Below are 24,837 nucleotides of genomic sequence, written 5' to 3' on the forward strand. Positions count from 1 at the left end.
CATCGGCCGCAGGATCCCGCGGGTGTCAGCAGGTGCCGAGGAACTCCAGCGCCGCATTGCGGAAGTCCTTCGACGTCGGCGCGTTGAAGTGGTTGCGCCCGGGGATCTCGTAGAAGGTGCCCTTCGGGGCAAACTCCGAGAGGGTGCGTGACTTCTCGAGGATCGCATCCTCGGTCCCCGTCGCGAACAGCACCGGCTGCTGCGGCGGGTTCGCCGGGTCCGGCTGGGCGCCCCCGCGCATCCCCTCGACCAGCGAAATGAGAGCGCCGAGATCGTTGCCCCGGATGCCGCTGGCCATCTTCACATAGGCAGCGGTCAGTTTGTCGGTCGGTGCGTTCCCCGTCTCGAGGCAAGCCCGGGCTTCGTCCACCCGGAACCGGGTGAGCGGGTCCCCATCGGGGATGCCGCCGAGGACGGCGTGGGTGATCCGGCCGGGCAGGTCCAGGCAGGCCTGCCAGCCGACGCGGGCGCCGAGCGAGTAGCCGACGAACAGCGTCTCGTCGAGCAGGAAGGTGTCGAGCACGTCGAGCAGGTCATCGACGAGCAGCGGCATCGTGTACGCGTCGGGCGAGTGCGGTTTGCTGCTGGCGCCGTGCCCGCGCTGGTCGATGGCGATCACCCGGAACCCGGCCCGGCTGAGCACGCGCGTCCAGCCCGAGTGGTGCCAGTTGAGCAGACCAGCCGACGCGAAGCCGTGCACAAGCACGACCGGTCGGCCGTTCGGATCCCCGAATTCGTAGGTGGCGATGCGGATGTTGTCCCGCGCGAGAACGAAACGAGGGTCGGGTGATTCGGGAACCAGGGGCATGATCCCATTATTGCGGGCAACGAAGTGCGCCCCACCGAACCGGCGGGGCGCATCAGCGTTCGCGAGTCAGGAGAGCTCGGTCAGCTCTTGCGCTCCTCGCGTTCCTTCTCCGCCTCACGGCGCTCCGCGTTCCGGATTCTCTCGGCCTTGCGACCCTCCGCGGTCTGGGGACCGGCGGAGTGATCCTCGTCACCCTCATCGGTCTCGTTCGACTCGTCCGTCTCGGTACTGTTACCAGCGGTTTCGCGCAGCTTGCGCCCGCTGTCGATGTCTTCCTGCTCCTGCTTCTGCTTCTTCTCGCTCGCCTTGGTATCGCGCGGCGGCAGTTGCAGGGAGTCCTCGGCCTCGATGCCACCCTGGAGCTGACGACCCCGCTCCATCTCAGCGTCGAATTCGGCGCCGAACAGCAGCGACAGGTTCACGATCCAGAACCACAACAGCATGACGATGACGCCGGCGATGCTGCCGTAGGTCTTCTGGTAGTTGCCGAAGTTCGAGACGTAGAAGAAGAACAGCAGGGTGGCCACGGCCATGATGATGAGCGCGATCAGAGCGCCGAGGGTCATCCACTTGAACTTCGGCTGCTTCACGTTGGGTGTGCCGTAGTACAGCACCGCCACCATGAGGATCGCGAGGGCCACGATCACCGGCCACTTGGCGATGTTCCAGACGGTCAGCGCCGCGTCTCCGAGTCCGATCGCACCGCCGATCGCTTCGGCGATCGGACCGGACACGATCAGCAGCAGAACGATGAGAACCGCGATGACGAGGAGCACGATCGTGATGATGAGCACGGTGGGGCGCAGCTTCCAGAACGGTCGGCCTTCGTCCACCTCGTAGATCTGGTTCATCGCCTGCGAAAAGGCGCTGACGTAACCGGATGCCGACCAGATCGCGCCGAGAAGACCGATCACGAGTGCGAGGCCGGCCGCTTCTGAACTGGCGAGTTGCTCGATCGGTTCGCGCAGGGTCTCAGCCGTTGAAGCATCCCCCAGACTCTCGACGACCTGAAGCAGCAGTTGCGTGGTCTGCTCCGCCTGTCCGAAGAGGCCGATGAGCGACATCAGTGCCAGCAACGCCGGGAAGATCGCGAGCACCGCGTAGTAGGTCAGCGCGGCTGCCAGTGTCGTGCACTTGTCCCGCCCGAACTCACGGAGCGTCCGTTTCAGCACGTATCCCCACGACGGCTTCTTCACATCGGTGGGGTCGTCTGGCTTGCGCGAGTCGTTGGGGTCGGGCGCGTTCTGCGCCTTGGCCACACTGTCTTCGCGGCCCTTGTCGTTGGTTTTCTGGTTCGTGCTCATGGTCGCCCCTTCAGCAGATCCGGGCACAACCCGGGCTTCAAGATTCCTCGCCAGTCCGGGATGTGACCAGAGGGTCGACGGATGCCGTCGGCAAAGTTATAGTGCGGCGGGCCGGGCTAGGTTGCTGAGCCTTTCGGGTCGCCGGAACCATCGCCCAGAGCCTGCACGAAGGCGAACCCGGCGCTGCGGCCGACGACCGAACCGACCGGCCAGCGGTTGGCGGTGGCGCGGGAGATTCGCATCATCTGTGCGGCGTTGCCGTTGCGGGCGCACTCGCGACAGCATCCGCCCGCCACGATCTTCCACAACTGCTTCAGCTCAAGGAACGGCAGATCGGCGATGACGGCCTGCGTCGTCAGCCGGCCGGACGCCGCACCGATGAACGAGTAACCTGCCACGCAGTCGTCGACGTCGCACGAGCAGGGGCCCGGATCAATGACAAGTTCGCCCTCGATCGCCAGGGAGTTGATGCTGCCGTCGTCCGCCTCGATAACGGGTGGTGCCACGAGTACCTTCATGATGTCCTCCATCGAAATGAATAGGTTCATCCGGCACATCTCAGGTATACGACGACCCTCCGACAGTGGGTGGAATCGCGGCATCCGCACCGCAGAGGTCGAGCACGCAGGATCAGAGCGCATCCTGCCCGGCGGTCACCCGCGCCAGGTCCGCCACGACATCCGCCAGCTGGCCGGTACGCTCCAACACGACGCGTTGGCGGTCGGCGCCGTTACCGCGCCGCAGCACCTCAGCGACCTGCTGCTCGACGAGTTCTTCATCTCCCGAGCTCGCCAGCGCCGGCCGCACGTGCTCGACCAGATCGGCCACAACCTCCGCCGCTGGTCGTGGCCGGAACGTCCCCGGATCGAGCAGGTCGCCGCCGACGCCATAACGTCCGGCTTGCCAGGTGGCGAGCCGCAGCATCATCGCTGGGATCCGCGGCGCGGCCTCGCCACGCTTCCAGGAGGTGGCGGCGGTCTCGACCAGACCGCGGACCAGGGCGGCGATCAGCACCGTGTCGGCGGCATCCACGCAGACATCCGCCACCCGAATCTCGACCGTCGGCACATGGTGCGAGAGGCGGGCGTCGAAGTAGGCCATGCCCTTGTCGAGCATGACCCCGGAGGAGAGCATCGCGTCCACCGTGGCGTGATAGTTCTCGGCCGAACCGAACACCTCGGTCGGGCCGGCGGTCGGCCAGCGCAGCATCGCCTGCGACCGGTAGCTCGCGTAGCGGGTGTCGGTGCCGTGCCAGAACGGCGAGTTCGCGCTGAGGGCGGTCAGCACGGCGAGCCAGCCGCGGATCCGGTCGAGAACGGCGACGCCCTCCTCGTCTGAATCGACAGCCACATGTACGTGGCAGGCGCAGGTCATCTGTTCGCTGGCGGTGATGCCGAACCGGTCGGCGATCAGCTCATAGCGTGGGTCCCGGAACAGCCTCGGCTCGACCGGCAACGGCGAGCTGCCGGCCGCGATCACCCGCACATCGGCCTGGCGAGCGGCAGCGATCGCCCGTCGGCGGCAGTCGCGGATGTCGTCGGCCAGCTCCCGGAGGTCGGCGTGCGGCGCCGAGTTCGTCTCCAGCATCTGCTGCTGGACTTCGTGCTCGAGCGAGCCGCCGAGATGCTCGGGGTGGGGATCGGGCGGTGCCCCACCAGCCTGTTTGAGGATCCGGATGGCCACCGAACGCGGTCCACCGCTTTTGGGATCCACCAGCAGCAGTTCTTCTTCGACCCCCACGGTGCGCATGGCTCCAGTGTCTCAGCCGGACTTGGTTGCCACCAGCACGAGAGAGGAGAATGCTGGAGCTCGATCATCGAAAGGAACCCACGCCCGTGTGCCGATTGCTCGGCTATGTCGCCGCCCGTCCTCTCGCCGCCGTCGACGCGCTCGGGGCATCCGAGTTTCAGGCGTTCACCTCACTTGCGTCACTGCACGGCGATGGCTGGGGGGTCGCCTGGCGGGGCGCCGATCAGCTGACACACTCCGTCTCGCGGCCCGGTTCCGCAGCTCGGGACCCGCTGTATGCGGACCTCACCCGGCAACCGCTCGGCTCCGCGGGTCTGGTGCACTTGCGCTGGGCGAGCGGAGGGCTTCCTGTGGTGCCGGAGAACACGCATCCGTTCACCGACGGCGACTACGCGTTCGCGCACAACGGCAACATCACGCCGATCGCGCGGCTCGACGAGATGCTCTCGCCCGCGTCGACCGCGAAGTTGCGGGGCGACACCGACAGCGAGCGGTACTTTCGCTTCGTCCTGCAGTGCATCGCCGAGAGCGACTCCGAGGCCGATGGGGTCACCCGGGCGTTGCACACGATGACGCACGAGTTCCCGAATGCGAGCCTCAACGCGCTGCTCCTCACGCCGACTGCGCTGTTCGCGATCCACGTGAACAGTAAAGCGGTGTCGCCGCCGCGGGCGCTGAGTGCGCGATATGCCTCAGACGCGGACATGCCGCCCCGCCACGCGACCGAGTACTACACGATGGATTACCGCATCACCGCCGACGCGGTGCACGTCATCTCGAGTGGGCTCAACGAGCCGGGCTGGACAAATGTGCCTCCGGACTCCGCCGCTATGATCGACCTCGAGACCCGCGAGTTGACGCGGCTCGAACTGCTACCGGTGGGGCCGAGCGCCTGAGGTCGCGCCTCGGGGCACGAATACACCCGTTCCGGTCGAATTCACCCGGCGTGCCGCGTGCATCCGACCGGAACGAGTGAAATGGCGCCGGCGCAGCAGCGGCGGCCCTAGAACACCTCGGTCGGATGCTCCTCCGACGCCCCCGACGACACCCGGTTGCGGTTGCGCCGGAAGATCGACCTCCGGCCGGGTATCGGCGCCCCGTCCGAGGAATCGTCGGTGTCGAGCCCGTAATGGTCGCCGATGTGGTCGAGAAGCGCGGACCGCTGGGCTCTCTCGAAGGCCCGATGCTCTCGGCCGAAAGCGAGAGCCGTGGCCCAGCAGATGAAGAGCATGATGATGCTGAACGGCAGCGCGATGATGATCGCCGCGGTTTGCAGCGCCTGCAGTCCGCCCGCCAGCAGGAGGGCGATCGCGAGGGCGGATGTGACGATCGCGAAGAACGCGCGGATCCACCGTTTGGGTTCCACCTGGCCGCCACTGGCGAACATCGCCATCACGAGAGCGCCGGAGTCGGCCGACGTCACGAAGAAGATGGCGATGAGGATGATTCCGCCGATGGTGAGCGCCGTGCCCCCGGGCAACTGGTCGAACATCGCGAACAGCGCACCTTCGACGTTGACTGTGCCGTCCGCACTGACCAGCCCGCCCGGGCCGTTCAGTTCCGAGTACAGCGCGGTTCCGCCGAGCACACTGAACCAGAGGAAGGTGATCAGCGTCGGCACGAGCAGCACGCCGGTGACGAACTGGCGAACGGTGCGGCCGCGGGAAATCCGTGCGATGAAGACGCCGACGAACGGTGCCCATGAGATCCACCAGCCCCAGTAGAACGTGGTCCAGGTGGCCTGCCATGCCTCCCCCGCTTCGCCGCTGAACGCGGCAACGTTGAATGACAGCCCGATGAATCCCTGAAGGTATGCGCCGATCGACTGCACGAAGTCGCGCAGAAGGAACTGGGTCGGTCCGACGATGAGGATGAAGAGGACGATGATGCCCGCGAGCATGAGGTTGAGGTTCGACAGCCACTTCATGCCCTTGGCCACACCCGACAGCACCGAGAACAGCACAGCCCCGGTGATGATCAGGATGAGGATGACGTTGACGAAGTCGGATGCCGCGATGATCCCGGCGCTTTCCAGCCCGGCGCTGATCTGAACGACGCCCAGTCCGAGCGAGGTGGCGACACCGAAGAGGGTGCCGACGAGGGCGATCACGTCGATGAGGTTGCCCCACCCGCCGCGCACGCGTTTGCCGAGCAGCGGTTCGAGCGCCCAGCGGATCGACACCGACCGGCCCTTGCGGTGGATGGCGTAGGCGAGAGCGAGCCCGATGACGACGTAGATCGACCAGGCGTGCACGCCCCAGTGCAGGTAGGTCTGCGACAGCGCCTGCGAGGCGAGCTGGCTTGGCGTGCCTTCGACGCCGGGGCGCGGCTCAGCGAAGTGGCTGAGCGGTTCACCGACGCCGTAGAAGACCAGCCCGATGCCCATGCCGGCCGCGAAGAGGAGGGAGAACCAGGAGCCGATCGAGAACTCTGGCTCGTCGTCGTCCTTGCCGAGTTTGATGTCGCCGAACCGGCTGAAGCCCACCCAGAGGCTGAAAATGACAAAGAATGCCGCGATCAGCACGTAGTACCAGTTGAAGTTGCTGACGATGCTGGCCTGGATACCGGCGAACAGCGACTCGGCAGCCTGCGGGAGCAGTACGGCGAAGGCAACGAACAGGAGGATGACGATCGCTGCGGGCCAGAACACCCACTTGGCGACTTCCGGAACCTTCGAGACAGGAGCAGCCGCGGTAGCGGCAGAGGTTGACATGCCGCCCAGCTTAGATCTGTGCGCTTTCCCCCACAATGAGGGACAATGCGCTCTGCCCGGCTCGGTGGGATTGAGCAATCTGATCACCGAGCACGTCGAGCGGGGTCGCGTTGTGCGAAAGGATGGCACGGCTGACGGCGCCTCCTCACCCGGTCCGGACGAAAGCATCCGTCACACCGGCTGTCCCGGTCCGCAACGAGTGAAACGGTGCCCGGCGCCGGACACCCGCGCCCCTAGACCCCGATGTCCTCGTTCCAGAGCGCGGGCTCGGCGGAGATGAACTCAGTCATCAACTCGACGCACTCCTCGCTGTCGAGCACGACGACGTCGACACCGCGCGAGCGCAGGTAGTCCTCGCCGCCGTAGAAGGTTCGGTTCTCGCCGATGATCACCCGCGGGATCTTGTAGAGCAGAATCGCTCCCGTGCACATGTCGCACGGCGACAGGGTGGTCACCATCGTCGCCCGCGCGTAGACGCTCGCCGGCAGCCGCCCCGCGTTCTCGAGGCAGTTGGTCTCGCCGTGGTGGATCGCGCTGGCATCCTGCACCCGGCGGTTGTGCCCGGTCGCGAGCACTTCCCCGTCGACGATGAGCGCCGCCCCGATCGGGATGCCGCCCTCCGCGCGGCTCTTCCGCGCCTCCGCGATCGCGGCATCGAGCTGCTGGCTGTCAGTGAGGGTCATGATTACTCCGTTTCGAGAGAAGCGTAGAAAAGCGGATGCCGGTGGCGGCGCCCACAGGACGGCTCGCCATCACGCGCGCCGGTACGGCTTGAGGTAGGCGCCGGGGTACCGGACGCCTCGGCCCCAGATCGCGAGGGCGGCGATGACGACGAGGTACGGGAAGGCGATGAGCAACTCGTTGGGCACCTCGCTGAACGCCGGTGAGATCGCGAGCTGCAGTTGGAGCGCATCGGTGACGGCGAACAGCAGGGCACCGGCGACGACCGGCCAGACCCGCCACCGGCCGAAGATGACGAGGGCGATGCAGATCCAGCCGCGCCCGCTGACCATGTCGATGGTGAACGAGCCGAGCAGGGACAGGGTGAGGAACGAACCGCCGAGCGCCATCAGTGCGCCGCCGAGGATGAGCGCCGCGTACCGGGTCTTCGCGACCGGGATGCCGGCGGCATCCGCTGCCTCGGGGTTCTCGCCGACGGCCCGCAGGCGCAGCCCGAATCCGCTGGAGCGCAGCACCCACCAGAGTGCAGGCGCGAGCAGCAGGAACGCGACGTAGGTCATCGGGTATTGGGAGAACAGTCCGCCGCCGGGCAGCAACCGGTCGAACTTCTCGGTCGTGATCTGCGCTGCTCCGCTGAACAGCAGCCGGTTGGTGAAGTCGCACGCGGCGACGAGCAGCAGGGTCGTGCCGATGCCGGCGACGTGCTGGTTCACCCCGAGGGTCACGGTGAGCAGCGCCATCAGCGCTCCGGCGAGAAGGCCGGCGATCACGGCGGACGCGAGGCCGAACCAGAGCGATCCGCTCATCGCTGTGGCGAGGAACCCGCAGAAGGCTCCCGCGTACATCGTGCCTTCGATGCCGAGGTTCATGATGCCGGCGCGTTCGTTGAGAATCGCACCGAGCGCCGCCCAGACCAGCGGGGTGGCGATGGTGAGCGTCGCGGCGAGGATGGCGAAGAACGGGAGGTTCACGAAGTCGCCCCTTCGTCGGCCGTGCGGGTTCGTCGGCGGAACACCACGCGGTAACGCCGCAGCGCCAGGAAGGAGACCACGGTGAGCAGCAGGGTCGAGCTGACGATCGCACCCATCTGTGTCGGCAGCTGCAGGGTGATCGAGGCGTTCTGGGCTCCGACGGTGATGGTGCCGAGCAGCAGGGCGACGAGGAGCACGCCGCCGGCGGTCAGCGCGCCGAGGGTGGCGACGACGACCCCGGTGTAGCCGTAGCCGCTGGAGATGCCGCCGGTCAGCTGATGCTGCACGCCGAGCACCTGGCTCGCCCCGCCGAGCCCGGCGATCCCACCCGAGACCAGGGCGCAGCGCCACTGTAGGCGCGACACCGCGATACCCGAGAACCGCGCTGCCGCCGGTGACTGGCCGGCCGCCTTCAGCCGCAGCCCGAGCGGAGTGAACGACATGATCACGAAGGTGACTCCGACGAGCACCAGCGCGAGGATCAGCCCCCAGTGCGCCCGGGTTCCTTCGACGATGACCGGGAGGGTGTAGCCGGCACCGTACCGGTCGCTGTCGGGGAACCCGCTCTGCGAGTTGCGCCACGGGCCGTTGAGCAGGCCCTGGATCAGCAGCAGCGCCACCGGGTTGAGCAGCAGCGTCGTCACGACTTCGTCGATGTGGGCATGGCGTTTGAGCCAGGCGGGCACGACCGCCCAAGCGAGCCCACCGATCGCACCGGCGCCGAGCGCCAGCGGCAAGGCGAACACGGCGGGCAGGTCGGCGAGGTACAGGCCAGGTACGGTCGCCGCGGCGGCGCCGGCCAGGAACTGTCCCTCAGCACCGATGTTGTAGTAGCCGACCCGGAACGCGATGGCGACGGCGAGGCCGGTGAAGATGAGCGGCGTCGCGGCGAGCAGCACTTCGTTGAGCCCGCCGATCGTGGTCAGCGGCGTGACGAGGTAGCGCTGGTAGGCGGCGACCGGGTTCGCGCCCGCGAGCCGGATGGGTCCTGCGGTGATCAGCAGCGTCACGAGAACGGCGAGGCCGACCGCGGCGGGCGCCAGCCAGCGCGATTCGCGGGCGCGGAGGAGGACTCTCATGCGGCATCCTGCTGCCCGGTCATCAGCAGGCCGAGGGATTCGTGGGTGGCCTCGGCGGTGGGAAGCTCGCCGATGATCCGGCCGGAGAAGATGACGGCGATGCGGTCGCACAGGCCGAGGAGCTCGTCGAGGTCCTCGGAGATGAGGAGCACGCCGGCGCCGTCGTCACGGAGGGCGCGCAGTTGCGAGTAGACGTAGTCGCAGGCGCCGATGTCGAGGCCCCGGGTGGGTTGGGAGGCGACGAGCGCGCGCGGGTTGCGGGAGATCGCCCGGGCGAGCAGCACCTTCTGCATGTTGCCGCCCGACAGCGAGCGGATGGGGTCGCCCGGTTGCGCGCGGATGTCGAAGCGTTCGATGAGGGCGGCGACGTGGTCGCGGATGGCACGCCGGTCCAGGAACGGTCCCTTCCTGAACCCGTCGAGGTCTTCCAGCACGAGGTTCTGGGTGACAGTCAGTGCCGGGATGACGCTGCCCCTGCGGTCCTCGGTGAGCCGGCCGAATCCGGCGCGGATCCGCCCAGCCGGGTCGAGGCCGGTGATCCCGGTTCCGGCGACGGAGACGGTACCGCCGGTGGCCGGCAGGGTTCCGCAGAGCACGGAGACGAGTTCGGTCTGGCCGTTGCCGGACACCCCGGCGATGCCCACGATCTCACCGCGTCCGACGCGCAGGGTGATGTCGTCGAGCACCGTCGACCCTGCCGTGCGGAGGCTGATACCGCGGAGTTCCAGGGCCGGCTCTTCGAACGGGAGGGGGGCGGATGCCGCGGGCGCAGCATCCGGGACGGCGGACTCGTCGAGCTCGAGGCCGATGCTCGTGGCGAGCGCCGGCGACTCTTCGACGGCGAGGGCGGTCGAGCCGACCATGAGTGCGGCAATGTCACGCGGGGCGAGGCCGGAAGCCAGCCGGGAGGCGACGATGGTGCCGCGTCGGAGGATGCTGACCCGGTCGGCGATACGGGTGACCTCGTGCAGTTTGTGGGAGATGAAGATGACGCCCATGCCGTCGGCGGTGAGCCGTTCGATCGATTCGAACAGCAGCTCGACGTCCTGTGGCACGAGCACCGCGGTGGGTTCGTCGAGGATGAGCACGCGGCAGTCGTGGAACAGTGCTTTGACGATCTCGACCCGCTGACGTTCGCCGACCGACAGGGTCTCGACGATGGCATCCGGGTTGAGAGTCACACCAACCCGTTCCGCCGCGGCGAGCACCCGGCCGCGCGCCTCGGCGCGGGAGACCCGGCCGAACCCAACACCGGCGAGCATGAGGTTCTCGGTGACCGTCATCGTGTCGACGAGGGAGAACTCCTGGGTGACCATCCCGATTCCGGATGCCATGGCATCCGCTGGCGAGTCGATCCGGGTTGTCGTGCCGTCGATCCGGATCTCACCGCTGTCGGGCTGGCTGAGGCCGTAGAGGATGCGGGTGAGTGTCGACTTGCCTGCGCCGTTCTCGCCGAGGAGCGCGTGCACCTCGCCGGGCAGCACGGTCAGCGAGATCGAGTCGTTGGCGACGACCGCGCCGAACGTCTTGGTGATGTCGATGAGTTCGGCGAGCGGGGTGGGGAGCGGGGCGGCGGTCGACGCCGCCCCTGGTGTGCTGACGGTCACGGAGCGCTTACTCGCCGATGGTGGTGGAACCGGCGGGGGCTTCTTCGTTGATCGGGGTTTCGAAGCTGCCGTCGAGAATCTCGGCCTGCTTGGCCTCGACCTTCTCGATCAGGTCAGCGGGGATCTCGAACGCCGTTTCGGTGTTGATCGGGGCGATGGAACTGCCGCCGTTGACCATGAACGAGTACTCGGCGAGGTTTGTCGCTGTGTAGTCGCCGGCCTGGACCGCTTCGACGATCGCGTCGACGGTTGGGCGCATGTCCCAGATCAGCGATGACACCACGTGTTGGGGAGCCTGCTCCTGCTGGTCGACCATCATGCCGAAGACCGGCAGGTTGTTCTCCTCGGCGGCGGCGATGACGCCGTCCCGTTCGGCGAACAGCACGTCGGCTCCGCCGGCGATCGCAGCCTCCGCCGCCTGCTTCGCGGTGGCGGGGTCGAAGAACGAGTTGATGAACGACACGGTCACCGTCGCGGACGGGTTGGTCTCCTCGACGCCGGCGATGAAGCCGTTGACGATGCGGTTCACCTCGGGGATCGGCATCGCGCCGACCACGCCGATGGTGCCGGACTTCGTGAGACCTCCGGCGAGCATGCCGGCGAGGTAGGCCGGGTCCTGCATCCAGTTGTCGATGACGCTGAAGTTGGGTTCCTGCTCCTTACCACCGGAGCCGAAGGCGAAGGCGATGTCGGGGAACTCCTTGGCCACAGCCCGGACGGCGTCTTCGGCGGCGAAGGCGTCTCCGATGATGATGTCCGGCGCCTGGTTGGTGGCGATGTCGCGCAGCGCACGTTCCATCTCGTCGGCGGTGTGCAGGTTGTCGGTGTGGTCGTAGGTGATCAGGCCGTCTTCCTCGGCGGATTCGAGTGCCGCGTGGATGGCGCCGTCCCACGGCTCCTCGAGCGGGGTGGCGAAGGCGCCGAAGACCGAGGGCACGTCGCTCGCGCCGGGTTCGGTGGTGGCGTCGTCGGTACCCTCGTTGCCGGTCGCGCCGCCGCAGCCCGCGAGCAGGAGTGCGGCGGCGGATGCCACGCCCAGCGTGGCGAGGAATCTGCGTGAATTGCGGGCGGAACGTCGGAGCATGAGGTGCCTTCTCTCTGTCTGAGCGACCGCACAGCCGGGTCGTCCTCTGAGAATAGGCTTGTGGCATCCGCCGCCGCCAGAGCGGGGTTGTTTCTCTTGCGTTAAGTTTGCTCGGTGTCGGCGAAGGGCCCTTCGATCCCCGCCCCGGCCACCGGTTCACCCGGTCCGGACACGTTCACCCGGTGCGCCGGATGTTCCGGCCCGGATTGAGTGAATTCGTAGCGGATGCTGGCGGCAGCCGCCGCTACCCGAACACGCCCTTCAGCGCATCGAGCGCCATCACGTCGTCGAGCACTCCCCCGCCCTCGTGGCCGTTGTACGGCCAGACGGTGATCTCCTTGGGGCCGGTGTACGCGTTGTACGCGCCGAACACCGTCGACGGCGGGCACGTCGGGTCCATGAGTGCGGTCGAGAACCAGGCCGGAGCGCTCGCACGCCGGGCGAAATTGACCCCGTCGAAGTAGGCGAGGGTCTCGTGCACGGCAGCGCGCGATTCCCGGTGGATGGCGAGGTACTGGCCGATCTCCTTGTACGGGTCCCGGTCGGTGATGACCGTCGCGCGGGGGAAATCGCAGAGGAAGGGGACGTACGCGACGAGAGCAGCGACATCCGGCACCAGCGCCGCCACGGCGAGCGCGATTCCGCCGCCCTGACTGCCGCCGAGCACGGCAACCCGCGCACTGTCGACGATGTCGAGTGACCGGGCCGCTTCGACCGCCCGCACGGCGTCGATGTACACCCGCCGGTAGTAATAGCTATCCGGGCTCTCGATGCCGCGGGTCATCACGCCGGATGTCGCCGGCCCGGAGCCGACCGGGTCGGGCGTCGAGCCGGTGCTCCAGCCGGCGCCCTGGCCGCGGGTGTCCATGACCAGGTGCGCGTAACCGGCGCTCGCCCACAGCAGGTTCTCGAACTCGTGGCCGCGCCCGCCGCCGTATCCGACGAACTGCACGACCGTCGGCAGCGACCGACCGGATGCCACGGCACCGGCCGGCACCCGCAGCCAGGCTCTGACCGGGTGCCCGTCGAAACCGGCGAAGGTCACGTCGTACAGGTCGATCGTGACCAGCCGCGACTCGACCTGCTCCACGCGCACGGCGAGGTCGTGTGCGCGGGAGCCGTCGAGGGTCCTCGCCCAAAAGTCGTCGAAGTCGGCCGGGTCGATCTGGGCGCTGCGGTAGCGCCGCAGTTCGCGTTCGGGAAGGTCGGTGTACATCTGCTCCGCCTTTCAGACTGCTTTGGGCGAGCCCCTCCTCGAACTGCTTCTGTGCCGACGAAGCGACCGCACCGATTCACTCGGTTCGGACAAAATCACGCGGTGTACCGGATGTTTCCGTCCGGGACGCGTGAATCGAAGGAGTGTGGGCGCAGCCGCTCCCCCGCTAAGCCGGAATGGTGGCCGTGTCGATCACGAACCGGTACCGCACGTCGCTCTTGACCACGCGCTCGTACGCCTCGTCGACCTGGTCCGCGCCGATCACCTCGACGTCAGCGCCAAGCCCGTGCTCGGCACAGAAGTCCAGCATTTCCTGGGTCTCGCGGATGCCGCCGATGTTGGACCCGGCGAGGCTGCGGCGTCCGCCGGTGAGGGAGAAGACGCGGAACGTCTGCGCGTTCTCCGGCAGCCCGACGAACACCATCGATCCGTTGAGGGTGAGCATCGACAGGTAGTCGTCGATCGGCAGGTCCGCCGACACCGTGTTGATGATCAGGTCGAAGCGCTTCTTGTTCTTCTCGAACGTCTCCGGGTCGCTCGTGGCGAAGTAGTCGGTGGCGCCGAGCTTGAGGCCGTCCTCCTGCTTCGACAGCGTCTGGCTGAGCACGGTCACTTCGGCGCCGAGCGCGGCGGCGATCTTGACGCCCATGTGTCCGAGTCCGCCCATGCCGACGATCGCGACCTTGGTGCCCGGCCCGGCACCCCAGTGCTTGAGCGGCGAGTAAGTGGTGATGCCGGCGCAGAGCAGCGGGGCGGCAACGTCGAGGCCGATGCCTTCGGGGATGCTCAGCACGTAGTTCTCGTCGGCGACGATCTGGGTGCTGTAGCCGCCGTAGGTTTCCTCGCCGGAGTACTGGCGTCCGTTGTAGGTGGCGACGTTGCCCTGAAGGCAGAACTGCTCCTCACCGGCGAGGCAGTTCTCGCATTCGCGGCAGGAGTCGACGAAGCATCCGATGCCGACCCGGTCGCCGACCTGGTGCTTGGTGACATCCGTGCCGATGGCGGTGACGATGCCGGCGATTTCGTGGCCTGGGACCATCGGGAAGATCCCGGCGCCCCACTCTTCGCGGGCCTGGTGGATGTCGGAGTGGCAGATGCCGGCGTAGGCGATGTCGATCTGCACGTCGTGAGGGCCGACGTCGCGGCGTTCGATGGTGGAGCGCTCGAAGGACGCTCCGGCGGATGCTGTCACGAGGGCGGGCACGGTGGTGGTCAAGGAGTACCTCCGGAAGTGGGTGGGGCAGGCACTCGTACGCCTGCGGTAGGGGTCAAGGCTACAACGGCGCGTTGCATTCCCTCGGAGCCTTGACGTGCCTCCATTCGCACCCCGCTCGCTTGCTCCGCCCTCCGCGCCAGCCAAGTCGCGGCTCAGAACGTGAGCGTCACATCCTCGGCGGTGCAGGGCCCGGCGGAAGCGAACAGGGCATCCCTCATCCGGTCGCTCGTGTCCTGCGAGGCGCTTTCGCCCGACGACCGTTCGAGCGCCAGCAGCGACAACGCCGAATACAGGTCGTACGTCTCGACGGGGGCCGTCTCCTGTGCCTCCTCGGCACGGAAGTAGATCTCTTCGTAACCGTTGTGATCCGCGTTGTCGACCGCGCGAAGGTCGGCCATGAGCGTGTTGACGTCCTCGCACGAGGTGCCGATGTCGTCGGTCACTCCCCCGTTCTTTGCGGCATCCCCGGAGCCGGTGCCTTCGGACTCGGTCTCTTCCGGCCCTGCGGTCTCGGTCTCGACGGCATCCGGCGACGATGTGGCGGCATCCTCGGCGGTACCCGACGCGCACGCGCCCAGCGTCAGGACCAGGCCGGCGGCCAGTGCGGTGGCGGCGGCAGCGTGTGCAAACTTCATGGGTGTCCCAACGACGGCGCCGACGGACCAGGGCCGCAGCGGGAAAAGGTGATTCACTTGAAGGCTATCTGCGCGACGGGTGCCTACTCGATGGGGAGCGCTGCCCATCGAGACGGATGCCCCGCCGCGCGTCGCCACACCGCTGATCGAGTGCGCCGCGAGCGCAGCGCCCTTCGACAGGCTCAGGAACCAAGCAGCGTTATCGAGATCCCGCCGCGTGCACTCCAGCGCACCCGGGGCTCGGTCTACAGCGCCGCAATGCTCCACGAGGCGAACGTGACGCCGCCCGGCTGGAGCACGAGCAGGTCCTCACCGGAGTTGAACGCGTCGGGCGGGCACGTCATCGGTTCGACAGCGAGGCCGATTCGGCTGGGCTTCGGGGCCTCCTGGTCAGCCGTGTGCACCTGCACCCACTTGCACGAGGAATCCCAACGCATGCGAACTCCGGTACCGGATGCCGCCATCACGCGAACCTCGGCGGTCCGGTTGTCGTCCCGAACGAGCCCGGTGAACGCGTGGTCGATGAAGGTGTCTCCGATGACGCGGGGCGTGCGGAAGTCGAAGGTTCCGCCCGAGTCGGTGGAAACATCCGCCAGTTCGATCGGAATCAACCGGTCTTCTGTCACGGTCAGCACCTGCTCGGCCGGGAGAAGGAGTGTCCAGTCGTCGACGGCCCCCTCACCGGCAACCAGGTACGGGTGCGGGCCGGTGCCGAACGGCGCGGGGGCGGTGCCGGTGTTGCGGGCGGCGACGGTGGTGTGCAGGCCGCCCTCGTCGAGAAGGAATTCGACCCGCACCTGGATGCGGAACGGGTACCCGCTCTGCGCCTCGATCGTGGTCGCGAGCATCACCCGGTCGTCGGCTTCGTCGAGGGCGATGAAGTCGTGCCAGGCGACGAGTCCGTGCAGCGCGTGGCCGCGCTTCGGCTCGGTGAGCGGCAGCTCGTAGTCGGTGCCTTCGAAGTTGTAGCGACCGTCGACCACGCGGTTCGGCCACGGAGCGAGGGTGGCGCCCCGGTACGCGGGGCGCACCTCGTCGGCGTCGAACGGCACAACGAGGTTGCGGCCGTTGTGCTGCAGCGAGCGCAGCGAGGCGCCGACGCTGGCGATGGTGGCGGTGTATGGGCCGCTGGTGAGCTCGAACTGCGTTCCGGAGAGCGGGATGGTCATGGGTCAATTCTGCCGCTTGTTGCGCGAGGACTGGACCGCCGACGAGCACCTACCGAATCGTGGTGACTCGCTCGCGACCCAGCCACTGCTGGTCCGCGGTCAAGACTCGTGCGTCGAGCCGTTCGGCGAGCGCGAGGCACAGCCGATCAGCAAGCGAGAGCCCCTCGCCGGATCGCCACAGCGCGGCGGCCTTCTCCGCATCGACCGCAGTGACCGGTTCCACCACCAGCTCGAAGCTCAACAGCAGAGAGCGGGCCAGGCCCCAATCCGCTTCCGCCGCGATCACCTTCTGGGCCACTTCCGACCAGTTCGCGGCGCTGCACGCGCCACCTCGCTCAAGCTGTTCGCGAACCGTAATGCTGCCGGATTCACCGCGAAGGTAGGCAAGCAGGGCGGATGCGTCGAACACGTTCACGCGTCGTCCTCCGCCGCGGAAGCCCTCCGCCTCTCCTCCAGGAGCGAGGCGACAACATCCGCCCCGGAAAGCTGCTCGCGAAGAATCGTCTCGAGGGCGCTTCGCTCGGCGAGCAGTACTCCCGTCTCGGTTTCTATCGCCACGAGGGTCGTGCCTTCGGCCCAGTCCCGTCGCTGGCGCATCCCGGCAGGCAGCACGATCCGGCCCTTGTTTCCCACTCGGACTGTTTCTGTCCCACTCATGCAGCGAAGGTACCACTTGATGCCGCGCCGGGGGAGGGCGCCGACGACCCGAAGGCGCTGGAAACAGGAAGGGTGGGCAGCGCCGAGAAAGCGAGCCCGTATCGACATCCCGATGGACTTATTGCCCCGCGACACTCAAAACTCAACGTGACACCGCCCGCCGGAGCAAAAGCGGGTCACCCCAAGGTGAACCCGTCGAAGCGCCGGCAACGTGACTCACTTCCGCTTACTGCCGCGGGTTACCGACACGCGCTAGCAAGTAGGTGCCGTGTGGAAACGGCCGCTTGCTCGTCAGAGCGGATCTTCCCTGAGGATGTTGGGCAGCAACCCAGCGACATTGAGGCGATTTACGAGATGGACCGTCAACTCATTTGGAGCAAAAATGAGTTGATAGGTGCGTGCCCCAGGAGCCGTCGCACTCAGCAAGCCCCGATCGGTGAGCCGCCGGATGGCTTGACTGCGCGTCGATGGCGAGCCGGGGAATGCCAGCTCGAGATCTCTGGCCTTGACGATCGTTTTCCTTGCGGCAACGGCCAACGCCGCAGCTTCTCCGGACGTCAAGCCCCCAGCAGAGCGCAAACGCTCAACAGCAGGGATGAGCAACTCGCCCGTCACAAAATTTTTGTCGCTTAGACGTCCCAGCTTCTTAAGGTCCGTGTTCAGCCCCGACAGGACGTAAGTGCACCAGGCGACCATTCCGTCGTTCGAGAGAGAATCCGCAGCCTCTAGATTGTCGTAGTATCCTTGACGATCCGACCCAAATACCGCGGTGGGGTTTACTGCGCGGTAATCCTCCGCAGACGTGAATCCCTGCTTGACAAGCATCGCGTACGTGAGCAACCGGGCAGTTCGACCGTTTCCATTACCAAACGGGTGAATCCAAAGAAAACGATGGTGAGCGATTGCGGTTTGTAGCAATTGCATTTGCGGCTCTACCTCTTCACTGATAAAGGCGATGAGGGAGGACATATGATCCGGGACATCAGCTGGCCACGGCGGCCGATGGCTCGACCTACCTATGGACACCTCTCCCACCCGATAAGCACCCGGAGTGCGATCTCCTTCGCGAGTCAGACCGAAGACCACGATCCGATGAAGCTCTCGGATAAATAGGTGGTTGATCGGAGACGACCCGACCTTCTTGTCGATGAAGTCGACGGCTCGCTGGATATTGAGGATCTCTTCCACTCCGTCATTTAGTTCAATGGGCGCGGAAGAATTTCGCAAGCTAGCCGCGCCGCTGACTGCATCGAGGATTGAAGTTCTGTTGCCTTCGATGCGCGCGGACATGATGCTTGTGAGGAGCTGGAACAAGTCTTTGAGTTGGAGAAAGACCTCGTGGGGCGTGGTCCCTTTATTGAGATTGGCGCGTTCCCGTTCCAGTTCGATCACAGCACGAGTCAGATCGCTGTCGAAAGAAAAGTGAGGATATTCAATTTCATCCATCTTGACATTTTAGTGTCAAGGAATTCGAATTTGTATGAATTGTTCGAACTCCCCAGCTTCTGCTTGAGTTTCGGGGCGAATGCGGCTCCCTGACAATTGAAACGTTGGTGCACATTATTTAATTTGCCGGTAGCGCGCACTTTACCCACGTCCCATAGATATCGCGAGTAATCAAGGCAAGGACCGGCCAGGCTCACGAAAACTTTGGCATCAGCCAGCTAGCCATAAATGACGTAAGATCTGGGCCGGAAACGACCAGTCGGATCGAGCGATGAACGTTTTTGGTGCCGAGAGTGAATTCTGCCAAAGCAGAATTTTGACTCTCCGGAAAGGGTCTCTGATCAGGGCTTTTCCGGCAGGCCCGGCTAGGATGGGCGATAACTAAGGTAGACACGCCGCGTTTCGATGACTACTCAGAGAACTCACCGTCAGAACCGGTAGATGAATCAGCGTCCATCATGCGCTCGATAACTCGCCGCCCATCACGTTGACACAACACGTCGGCTGACAAAGCGAGAGTCGGGTGCGACGCCAACCCAGTAAGTGGTTACTGGTCCGTGCCTTCGCCCTGAATGCCCTCGACCTTCAGCAGACTTTCGACGACCACCCGGGCACGTGGCTATGCGTTCGACTTGCAAGCTCGACCACTTTACAAGTGAAGGACCTCCGGCAAGGGGTCAAAATATGTGCATGGGTGAAATTCGGCAATGCCGTTTAGTGACGGTGGCCCCAATTGCGGGGCGTTCAATGGGTCGGAGGCACTTAGACCTTCCGGCCTAAAGATCCACGGTTAATTGTGATCGGAGAGCGCACGCTGCCTATAGGAGACACACCAAGACGCGTGCGATGCGGCTTGGAGCGCCCGACCTTAACTCGCGGGACAGTCCTGCTAGGTTGACGGGATGGTCGACAAGTCAGTCCGCGATGAGATCGCATCGTTTATGGCCGAGCGCGATTGGGCGCAGTTCCACAGCGCTGAAAACCTCGCCAAGAGCATCGTCATAGAGGCGGGTGAACTGCTCGAGTGCTTCCAATGGAACGCCGACGCCGACGCGGCTCGCGTCCGCGAGGAACTAGCTGATGTGCTCACCTACTGCATGCTGCTCGCCGACCGCATCGGCGCTGACCCTGATCAGATTGTTCTGGACAAGCTGGCCACTACGCGAGAGAAGTACCCAGTCGAAAAAGCGCGGGGTCGAAGCACAAAATATGACGCCCTCTGAAATCACTCGCCTCGACTTCACTCACGAGGCAGTTTCACGGTGGGCTCCCGGCCATCCACGTAACACCAACTGGCCGGTCGTGTACGTGCTGGATGACGCGAAGCACGGCGACAAAGCGCGCAGGCGTCCGGGGTTCAACGACGTTTACGTTGGAGAGTCGCGAAACGCCGCCACGCGGATGCGCCAGCACTTCGATTCCCCGGACAAACAGCACCTGAAAACCATCCGCGTCATCGTCGATGAGAGATTCAACAAGTCGGCCTGCCTCGATCTGGAGTCTTTTCTGATCCGGCTTCTGGCCGGCGATGGCGCATATCGCGTGCTCAACCGGAACGATGGAATCACGGACGGGGAGTATTACGACCGAGAGCTCTACCAAGAGACGTTCCGTGACGTCTTCGACCGGCTCAGACGCGACGGAGTTTTCACCCGGAGCATCCCCGAAATCGAGAACAGCGACCTCTTCAAGCTTTCTCCATTCAAGGCACTGACGCAGGATCAGGCCGTCGCTGTGGAAGGCATCCTCGAAGGACTCTTTGAGGATCTCGAAAGTGGCACCGACAGCACGATCGTCATCCAAGGTGACCCGGGTACCGGCAAAACTGTGGTCGCGATCTATTTGCTCAAATTGCTTGTCGACATCGCGAGCACAGCCCCGGCTGAGGATTTCGACAGCGACACCATGTTTTCCGATTTCTTCGACGCCGACTACAAAGAGCTACTATCCGGCCTTCGGTTTGCCCTTGTCGTGCCGCAGCAGTCGCTCCGCGAGTCGATCAGGAAGGTGTTCAAGAAGACTCCTGGGCTGCACCCCGCGATGGTCAAGACGGCCTTCGACGTCGGGGAGTCTGACGAGTACTTCGACCTGCTTGTCATCGACGAAGCTCATCGGCTGAATCAACGTGCCAACCAAGCGTCTGCGTCGCAGAACACCAAGTTCCGTGAGATAAACGAGAAGCTCTTCGGCGCGGACGACAAGGGCAAGACTCAGCTCGACTGGCTTCGGGCTAAGAGTAAGCATCAGATTTTTCTGCTGGACGCGGCGCAGAGTGTGCGCCCGGCGGACCTACCGTTCGAGCTGCTCGACGGACTCGTCCGTGCGGCAAAAGGCAGGCACCGCCATTACCCTCTAGCCACGCAGATGCGGGTGCAGGCGGGAGCGAACTATGTCGACTACGTTCGGCGCATGCTAGGCGCGTCAGACGAATCAAATCTAACTGAGCCGCTCTTGCCCCACAGCTTTGACGGTTACGACTTCCGTTTGTTCGAGAGCGTTACCGAGATGCGTGAGGAAGTGCTTCGAAAAGAGAAAGAAGCCAGCCTGTCTCGGCTGCTGGCTGGATTCGCATGGCCGTGGAAGTCCAAGAATGACAAGACCCTGTATGACATCGAGGTGGACGGTCAGCGGTTCCGCTGGAACAGCACCCAGACGGACTGGATCGCGTCACCCAAGTCGCTCGAGGAGGTCGGCTCTATCCACACGGTGCAGGGGTATGACCTGAACTATGCGGGCGTGATCATCGGTCCTGATCTGCGGTTCGACCCTCGCACTCGGCGGCTATATGTTGACCGGGCCTCGTACTTCGATACGAGAGGCAAACAAAACAACAAGACACTCGGTAAGAAGTACACGGACGAAGACCTGCTCCGATTCATACGCAACATCTACGCGGTTCTCTTGACCCGCGGCATCCGCGGCACCTTTGTCTACGTTTGCGATCCGGCGCTTCGCGAGTACCTGCGGGACTTTATACCGCTGGCAAAGTAGCAAGCCCGACCGGCGGGAATACGGTTCGAACTTCACTCGTTGGGGCGAATGATGCGTTTGCATCGATATGCGACTGAAACGGACACTGGCATGGCACACCTCGAACTCGGGCTCGATACCTTCGGCGACGTCACCGTCGACAGCAACGGCGAGCGCCAGAGCGACGCCCAGGTGATCCGCAACACGATAGCCCAAGGCGTTCTCGCCGACCAGGTCGGCATCGACTTCATCGGCATCGGCGAACACCACCGCGACGACTTCGCCATCTCCGCCCCAGACATGGTGCTCGCCGCGATCGCCGGCCAGACCGAACGCATCCACCTCGGCACCGCCGTCACCGTGCTCTCCAGCGACGACCCGATCCGCGTCTTCGAACGCTTCTCCACCCTGGATGCCGCCAGCAACGGCCGCGCCGAAGTCATCCTCGGCCGCGGTTCATTCACCGAGTCGTTCCCGCTGTTCGGCTTCGACCTCGCCGACTACGAGACCCTGTTCAATGAGAAGCTCGACCTCTTCGTGCAGCTGCTCAAGGAGAAGCCGATCACCTGGTCAGGCAGCTACCGTGCCCCGCTCGTCAATCAGGACGTCTTCCCGAAGACCGAGTCCGGCCGACTGACCTCCTGGATCGGCGTCGGCGGATCACCGGAGTCCGTCGTACGGTCGGTGCGCACCGGCATCCCGATGATGCTCGCGATCATCGGCGGCGACCCGGGCCGGTTCCTGCCCTACGTCGAACTTTACGGGCGAGCATCCGATCAGCTCGGCCTGCCCCGGATGCCGCTCGGCGCGCACTCCCCCGGACACGTGGCCGCCACCGACGAGCTCGCCCGCGAGCAGCTCTGGCCGCACTTCAAGGCGAACCGCGACCGGATCGGTGGCGAGCGCGGCTGGCCGCCCGTGACGGAAACCGAGTTCATCAACGAGATTGAGCACGGTTCGCTCTACGCCGGCTCGCCGGAAACGGTCGCGGGCCGGATCGCTAAGACGGCGCAGACGCTGGGGCTCGACCGGTTCGACCTCAAGTACGCGAACGGGCCGATGCCGCACGAGCAACTCATGTCGAGCATCGAGCTGTATGGCACGCAGGTGATTCCGTTGGTGCGGGAGATGCTCGCGTAGCACTACGTCGAGCGGCTCACCCTACTGCAGCGCCGCGGGACCGATGAGGGGTGAATCCGCACTCCGACGAGCTGACACACTGTGCCTATGTGGCTCACCTTCTTACCTGACCTTCTCGTCGCCGTCATTGGCGCTGCCCTCACGGTCGTCATCGCCTTAGCAACGTTCATGGTTCAGCGACGTCGCACCGAAGATGGACTTTTACGCGGACTCATCGACGATATTAACCGTCGGAGGGCATTCACGCCGATCGAAGAAGTGCAGTCGGTTCCGGACGCGAAAGAACTTCCTGACTTCCATCGCGTCAGTCGGAGCGTTCTCGCTCTGAGGGACGAAATCAAGCGCACCCGTGACGGCATTCGCGGCGATCGACAGGTCCAACGCGCACTCACGGAGATGACCCGCGCCTGCAACCGGTACTTGGAAGACAGCGACATCGACCCTGACAACTACTGGCACCATCTCATGACGGCGCGCGAGCTGTTGGATGAAAGCATCCAGAAGATCGCAAAAAGCTCCAACGTCGAAGCCCTCGCTCCAGGTGAAGCCGCTTACTAACCCAGCGGCGGCCGGTTCAGTCGCAGGCGATCCCATCGCCATCGCGGTCGAGCTGGTACTCGTCGTGCCCAACCACCTGCACCGGCCCGCTGACGTAGGCAGGCCCGTTACCGCCACCCCCAGCACAGTCGACATCACTAGCGATCGGCACACACACTCCCGAGTAGCTGGAGTGGCATCCGCTGCTCTTGGGCGCGGGCGCTGGGGCGGGTGCCGGCGCAGGAGGGGGCGGCGGCGCAGGCTGCTTTGTACCCACGGCCGTCACTTGCGTGACCGGCTGCACCGTTATCTCCTCACGGAGCACGGAGCGCTCGGTCTCGACCCCGTCCGTGTACGTCACCTGGTGAACGATGACTTTTTCGCCATTGACACCCGGAACAGTGACCGCAGTTGTGCCGACTGCGAGAGTGGCGTCATTCGTCGTCGTGCTGCCGAAGGGGATGACGATCGGTTCGCGAACTTCCTTCTGCTCGACCACCGGTTCCGGTGTGGGCGTTGGAGTTGAGGTTGGAGTCTCGGCAGGCTCAGAGTCATCAGAACCAGATACCGCACCTGCGGATAGCGACGCAGTTGGCGGCGCGAACGTCGCTGCATTGGCCGCTCCACCGATCATGGCCGCGAAGAGTCCCGCACCGAGAATAAGGGCGCCGATCTTTCGTGATTTCACTCTGAAGCGGGGAGCAGATCCCACTGCTGCCGCATATGCGCCAAGCGCGGCAGCGAGCAACCCCGCCAAGATGATCAGTTGCCCGAGGACGCCACTCCCAGCCGCAATGATAAGCACGATCAATCCGAGCGCCGCTGCGACCGCGATCTTCGCGGCCTTTGGGACTGGTGCCTTCTTTACAGGAGCAGGGACGCTTGCGGCCGGAGCAGGGATGCTCGGTGTCGGGTGATCGCTCCACGCTGTGCCGTTCCACCAGCGCACCTGGTTTCCATGCGAAGCATCGGCGTACCAGCCGGGTATGGGCGCGGACATTGCGCTCCTTCATAGTCGTGTGTGTATCGGGCGGCGATCACCGGAAGGAGAGCATCCGATCCTATTCTCCAGGCGAAGTCGTGCGCATTCACGCCCCAGTCCGGGGACGTACCGAGTCGATCTGAGGGGCGGGGTTATATCGCGCTAACTGCCGCCCCAAATAGGTGCTGCCGCCCAGCCGACAGCGCTGCCACTCTGGAACGTGTGAGCAACCCGCGACAGAACCCATACGGCCAGCACCAAGTCATCTACCAGTCGATGATCAAGCAGCCATCGAACGGCATGGCGGTCACCGCCCTAGTGCTCGGCATCGTCGCGATCGTCTTCGGGATCTGGATACCGATCCCGATCTTCGGGCTGTTCATGATGTTCGTCGCGTTCCTGCCCGCGGTTCTCGCCATTGTGTTCGGGCACGTGGGACTCAACAATTCCGCCCGCGCCGGCGTCGGACGCGGCGGGGCTCTCACCGGTCTTGTGCTCGGCTACCTCGTCGTCGCCCTGTCGATCGGCACGACCGCCCTCTGGCTGATCGCCGCCGCCGCGTCGTCGAGCTCCACCGACGTCGTCGGCGCCTGAGCGCGCATGGCCAAGAAGCCCCGCGACCGCGTCGCCGTCTACATCGATTTCGACAACATCGTCATCTCCCGCTACAACCAGCTGCATGGTGACGGGCAGTTCGGCAAGGACCGCGTCCGCCACTTCGTCGCGAACCGCAGCAATGCCGACCTGGTGATCGCGGCCCGCATCCGCGCGGCCACCGTCGACGTCGCGGCCATCCTCGACTACGCCTCCTCGTTCGGCTCCATCGTGATCAGCCGCGCCTACGCCGACTGGTCAACACCGTTCAACGCCAGC

The 24,837-nt window shown here is 65.2% G+C and carries 24 protein-coding genes and 2 pseudogenes; 7 read left to right on the top strand and 19 right to left on the bottom strand.

What is annotated here, in order from left to right:
- Positions 1-25 precede the first annotated feature (25 nt).
- From ACLQ62_RS08135 to ACLQ62_RS08150, 4 genes are all read right to left on the bottom strand, one after another.
- On the bottom strand, positions 26-808 hold the full coding sequence (locus tag ACLQ62_RS08135; protein ID WP_411721143.1) for an alpha/beta fold hydrolase: 783 nt from the start codon (positions 806-808) through the stop codon (positions 26-28).
- An 80-nt stretch (positions 809-888) separates the two neighbouring features.
- Positions 889-2,112, bottom strand: coding sequence for a YihY/virulence factor BrkB family protein (locus ACLQ62_RS08140; protein ID WP_411721144.1), 1,224 nt, complete (start codon positions 2,110-2,112; stop codon positions 889-891).
- Positions 2,113-2,228: 116 nt separating this feature from the next.
- Positions 2,229-2,660, bottom strand: a complete 432-nt coding sequence (locus ACLQ62_RS08145) for a hypothetical protein (RefSeq protein ID WP_411721145.1) — start codon at positions 2,658-2,660, stop codon at positions 2,229-2,231.
- An 82-nt stretch (positions 2,661-2,742) separates the two neighbouring features.
- The gene (locus tag ACLQ62_RS08150) at positions 2,743-3,861 is read right to left on the bottom strand and encodes a glutamate--cysteine ligase (protein ID WP_411721146.1); all 1,119 of its coding nucleotides are present in this window, start codon (positions 3,859-3,861) and stop codon (positions 2,743-2,745) included.
- Positions 3,862-3,947: 86 nt separating this feature from the next.
- Here ACLQ62_RS08150 and ACLQ62_RS08155 point away from each other — a divergent pair, with 86 nt between their 5' ends.
- Positions 3,948-4,757 carry a class II glutamine amidotransferase gene (locus tag ACLQ62_RS08155; protein ID WP_411721147.1) on the top strand — a complete coding sequence of 270 codons (810 nt, stop codon included), beginning with the start codon at positions 3,948-3,950 and terminating at the stop codon, positions 4,755-4,757.
- Positions 4,758-4,864: 107 nt separating this feature from the next.
- Here the strand turns inward: ACLQ62_RS08155 and ACLQ62_RS08160 are convergent, their stop codons facing one another.
- The 13 genes from ACLQ62_RS08160 to ACLQ62_RS08220 form a co-directional block, all read right to left on the bottom strand.
- The gene (locus tag ACLQ62_RS08160; protein ID WP_411721148.1) at positions 4,865-6,574 is read right to left on the bottom strand and encodes a BCCT family transporter; all 1,710 of its coding nucleotides are present in this window, start codon (positions 6,572-6,574) and stop codon (positions 4,865-4,867) included.
- 233 nt (positions 6,575-6,807) lie between these two features.
- Positions 6,808-7,257, bottom strand: coding sequence for a nucleoside deaminase (locus ACLQ62_RS08165; RefSeq protein ID WP_411721149.1), 450 nt, complete (start codon positions 7,255-7,257; stop codon positions 6,808-6,810).
- A gap of 69 nt (positions 7,258-7,326) precedes the next feature.
- The gene (locus ACLQ62_RS08170) at positions 7,327-8,226 is read right to left on the bottom strand and encodes an ABC transporter permease (protein WP_411721150.1); all 900 of its coding nucleotides are present in this window, start codon (positions 8,224-8,226) and stop codon (positions 7,327-7,329) included.
- The gene (locus ACLQ62_RS08175) at positions 8,223-9,305 is read right to left on the bottom strand and encodes an ABC transporter permease (protein WP_411721151.1); all 1,083 of its coding nucleotides are present in this window, start codon (positions 9,303-9,305) and stop codon (positions 8,223-8,225) included. The genes ACLQ62_RS08170 and ACLQ62_RS08175 overlap by 4 nt, the downstream gene beginning before the upstream one ends.
- Entirely contained in the window at positions 9,302-10,912 is a 1,611-nt protein-coding gene (locus tag ACLQ62_RS08180; protein ID WP_411721152.1) for an ABC transporter ATP-binding protein, read from the bottom strand. The genes ACLQ62_RS08175 and ACLQ62_RS08180 overlap by 4 nt, the downstream gene beginning before the upstream one ends.
- A gap of 7 nt (positions 10,913-10,919) precedes the next feature.
- Entirely contained in the window at positions 10,920-11,996 is a 1,077-nt protein-coding gene (locus ACLQ62_RS08185) for a BMP family protein (RefSeq protein WP_411721153.1), read from the bottom strand.
- Between the two features lie 244 nt (positions 11,997-12,240).
- Entirely contained in the window at positions 12,241-13,212 is a 972-nt protein-coding gene (locus ACLQ62_RS08190; protein ID WP_411721154.1) for an acetylxylan esterase, read from the bottom strand.
- Positions 13,213-13,378: 166 nt separating this feature from the next.
- A complete protein-coding gene (locus tag ACLQ62_RS08195; protein ID WP_411721155.1) occupies positions 13,379-14,428 on the bottom strand; it encodes an NAD(P)-dependent alcohol dehydrogenase in 1,050 nt (349 codons plus the stop codon).
- Between the two features lie 152 nt (positions 14,429-14,580).
- Positions 14,581-15,063 carry a hypothetical protein gene (locus tag ACLQ62_RS08200; RefSeq protein WP_411721156.1) on the bottom strand — a complete coding sequence of 161 codons (483 nt, stop codon included), beginning with the start codon at positions 15,061-15,063 and terminating at the stop codon, positions 14,581-14,583.
- 245 nt (positions 15,064-15,308) lie between these two features.
- Complete coding sequence (locus ACLQ62_RS08205; protein WP_411721157.1) at positions 15,309-16,232, bottom strand: aldose 1-epimerase family protein; 924 nt, start codon at positions 16,230-16,232, stop codon at positions 15,309-15,311.
- A gap of 49 nt (positions 16,233-16,281) precedes the next feature.
- A complete protein-coding gene (locus ACLQ62_RS08210; protein WP_411721158.1) occupies positions 16,282-16,647 on the bottom strand; it encodes a PIN domain-containing protein in 366 nt (121 codons plus the stop codon).
- Positions 16,644-16,889: an AbrB/MazE/SpoVT family DNA-binding domain-containing protein gene (locus tag ACLQ62_RS08215; RefSeq protein ID WP_411721159.1), complete on the bottom strand. Its 246-nt coding sequence runs from the start codon at positions 16,887-16,889 to the stop codon at positions 16,644-16,646. Before ACLQ62_RS08215 ends, ACLQ62_RS08210 begins: the two co-directional genes overlap by 4 nt.
- A gap of 291 nt (positions 16,890-17,180) precedes the next feature.
- Positions 17,181-18,335, bottom strand: coding sequence for a Fic family protein (locus ACLQ62_RS08220; RefSeq protein WP_411721160.1), 1,155 nt, complete (start codon positions 18,333-18,335; stop codon positions 17,181-17,183).
- Between the two features lie 902 nt (positions 18,336-19,237).
- On the opposite strand from ACLQ62_RS08220, the gene ACLQ62_RS08225 reads away from it, so the two are divergent.
- The 4 genes from ACLQ62_RS08225 to ACLQ62_RS08240 all read left to right on the top strand — a co-directional run bounded on the left by ACLQ62_RS08225 (position 19,238) and on the right by ACLQ62_RS08240 (position 23,003).
- Positions 19,238-19,558, top strand: coding sequence for a nucleotide pyrophosphohydrolase (locus ACLQ62_RS08225; RefSeq protein WP_411721161.1), 321 nt, complete (start codon positions 19,238-19,240; stop codon positions 19,556-19,558).
- The gene (locus tag ACLQ62_RS08230; RefSeq protein ID WP_411721162.1) at positions 19,545-21,326 is read left to right on the top strand and encodes a DNA/RNA helicase domain-containing protein; all 1,782 of its coding nucleotides are present in this window, start codon (positions 19,545-19,547) and stop codon (positions 21,324-21,326) included. Before ACLQ62_RS08225 ends, ACLQ62_RS08230 begins: the two co-directional genes overlap by 14 nt.
- 90 nt (positions 21,327-21,416) lie before the next feature.
- Entirely contained in the window at positions 21,417-22,445 is a 1,029-nt protein-coding gene (locus ACLQ62_RS08235) for an LLM class flavin-dependent oxidoreductase (protein WP_411721163.1), read from the top strand.
- 87 nt (positions 22,446-22,532) lie between these two features.
- A complete protein-coding gene (locus ACLQ62_RS08240) occupies positions 22,533-23,003 on the top strand; it encodes a hypothetical protein (RefSeq protein WP_411721164.1) in 471 nt (156 codons plus the stop codon).
- Between the two features lie 16 nt (positions 23,004-23,019).
- Here ACLQ62_RS08240 and ACLQ62_RS08245 read toward each other — a convergent pair whose 3' ends face one another.
- Both ACLQ62_RS08245 and ACLQ62_RS08250 read right to left on the bottom strand, forming a co-directional pair.
- Positions 23,020-23,481: a G5 domain-containing protein gene (locus ACLQ62_RS08245; protein WP_411721166.1), complete on the bottom strand. Its 462-nt coding sequence runs from the start codon at positions 23,479-23,481 to the stop codon at positions 23,020-23,022.
- A 396-nt stretch (positions 23,482-23,877) separates the two neighbouring features.
- Positions 23,878-23,982 (bottom strand): annotated as a pseudogene (locus tag ACLQ62_RS08250) (DUF2510 domain-containing protein); the annotation flags it as partial.
- A 204-nt stretch (positions 23,983-24,186) separates the two neighbouring features.
- Here ACLQ62_RS08250 and ACLQ62_RS08255 point away from each other — a divergent pair.
- Entirely contained in the window at positions 24,187-24,558 is a 372-nt protein-coding gene (locus ACLQ62_RS08255) for a DUF4190 domain-containing protein (RefSeq protein WP_411721165.1), read from the top strand.
- 6 nt (positions 24,559-24,564) lie between these two features.
- Positions 24,565-24,837: pseudogene (locus tag ACLQ62_RS08260) on the top strand (hypothetical protein); the annotation flags it as partial.

The sequence above is a fragment of the Mycetocola sp. genome, assembly GCF_046716805.1.
Taxonomy (GTDB): Bacteria; Actinomycetota; Actinomycetes; order Actinomycetales; family Microbacteriaceae; genus Mycetocola_A.

What these genes read in the sequence shown, in the direction of transcription:
- ACLQ62_RS08135 (WP_411721143.1), bottom strand. Translation starts at nt 808, where the DNA reads ATGCCCCTGGTTCCCGAATCACCCGACCCTCGTTTCGTTCTCGCGCGG.
- ACLQ62_RS08140 (WP_411721144.1), bottom strand. Translation starts at nt 2,112, where the DNA reads ATGAGCACGAACCAGAAAACCAACGACAAGGGCCGCGAAGACAGTGTG.
- ACLQ62_RS08145 (WP_411721145.1), bottom strand. Translation starts at nt 2,660, where the DNA reads ATGAACCTATTCATTTCGATGGAGGACATCATGAAGGTACTCGTGGCA.
- ACLQ62_RS08150 (WP_411721146.1), bottom strand. Translation starts at nt 3,861, where the DNA reads ATGCGCACCGTGGGGGTCGAAGAAGAACTGCTGCTGGTGGATCCCAAA.
- ACLQ62_RS08160 (WP_411721148.1), bottom strand. Translation starts at nt 6,574, where the DNA reads ATGTCAACCTCTGCCGCTACCGCGGCTGCTCCTGTCTCGAAGGTTCCG.
- ACLQ62_RS08165 (WP_411721149.1), bottom strand. Translation starts at nt 7,257, where the DNA reads ATGACCCTCACTGACAGCCAGCAGCTCGATGCCGCGATCGCGGAGGCG.
- ACLQ62_RS08175 (WP_411721151.1), bottom strand. Translation starts at nt 9,305, where the DNA reads ATGAGAGTCCTCCTCCGCGCCCGCGAATCGCGCTGGCTGGCGCCCGCC.
- ACLQ62_RS08185 (WP_411721153.1), bottom strand. Translation starts at nt 11,996, where the DNA reads ATGCTCCGACGTTCCGCCCGCAATTCACGCAGATTCCTCGCCACGCTG.
- ACLQ62_RS08190 (WP_411721154.1), bottom strand. Translation starts at nt 13,212, where the DNA reads ATGTACACCGACCTTCCCGAACGCGAACTGCGGCGCTACCGCAGCGCC.
- ACLQ62_RS08200 (WP_411721156.1), bottom strand. Translation starts at nt 15,063, where the DNA reads ATGAAGTTTGCACACGCTGCCGCCGCCACCGCACTGGCCGCCGGCCTG.
- ACLQ62_RS08205 (WP_411721157.1), bottom strand. Translation starts at nt 16,232, where the DNA reads ATGACCATCCCGCTCTCCGGAACGCAGTTCGAGCTCACCAGCGGCCCA.
- ACLQ62_RS08215 (WP_411721159.1), bottom strand. Translation starts at nt 16,889, where the DNA reads ATGAGTGGGACAGAAACAGTCCGAGTGGGAAACAAGGGCCGGATCGTG.
- ACLQ62_RS08220 (WP_411721160.1), bottom strand. Translation starts at nt 18,335, where the DNA reads ATGGATGAAATTGAATATCCTCACTTTTCTTTCGACAGCGATCTGACT.
- ACLQ62_RS08225 (WP_411721161.1), top strand. Translation starts at nt 19,238, where the DNA reads ATGGTCGACAAGTCAGTCCGCGATGAGATCGCATCGTTTATGGCCGAG.
- ACLQ62_RS08230 (WP_411721162.1), top strand. Translation starts at nt 19,545, where the DNA reads ATGACGCCCTCTGAAATCACTCGCCTCGACTTCACTCACGAGGCAGTT.
- ACLQ62_RS08235 (WP_411721163.1), top strand. Translation starts at nt 21,417, where the DNA reads ATGGCACACCTCGAACTCGGGCTCGATACCTTCGGCGACGTCACCGTC.
- ACLQ62_RS08240 (WP_411721164.1), top strand. Translation starts at nt 22,533, where the DNA reads ATGTGGCTCACCTTCTTACCTGACCTTCTCGTCGCCGTCATTGGCGCT.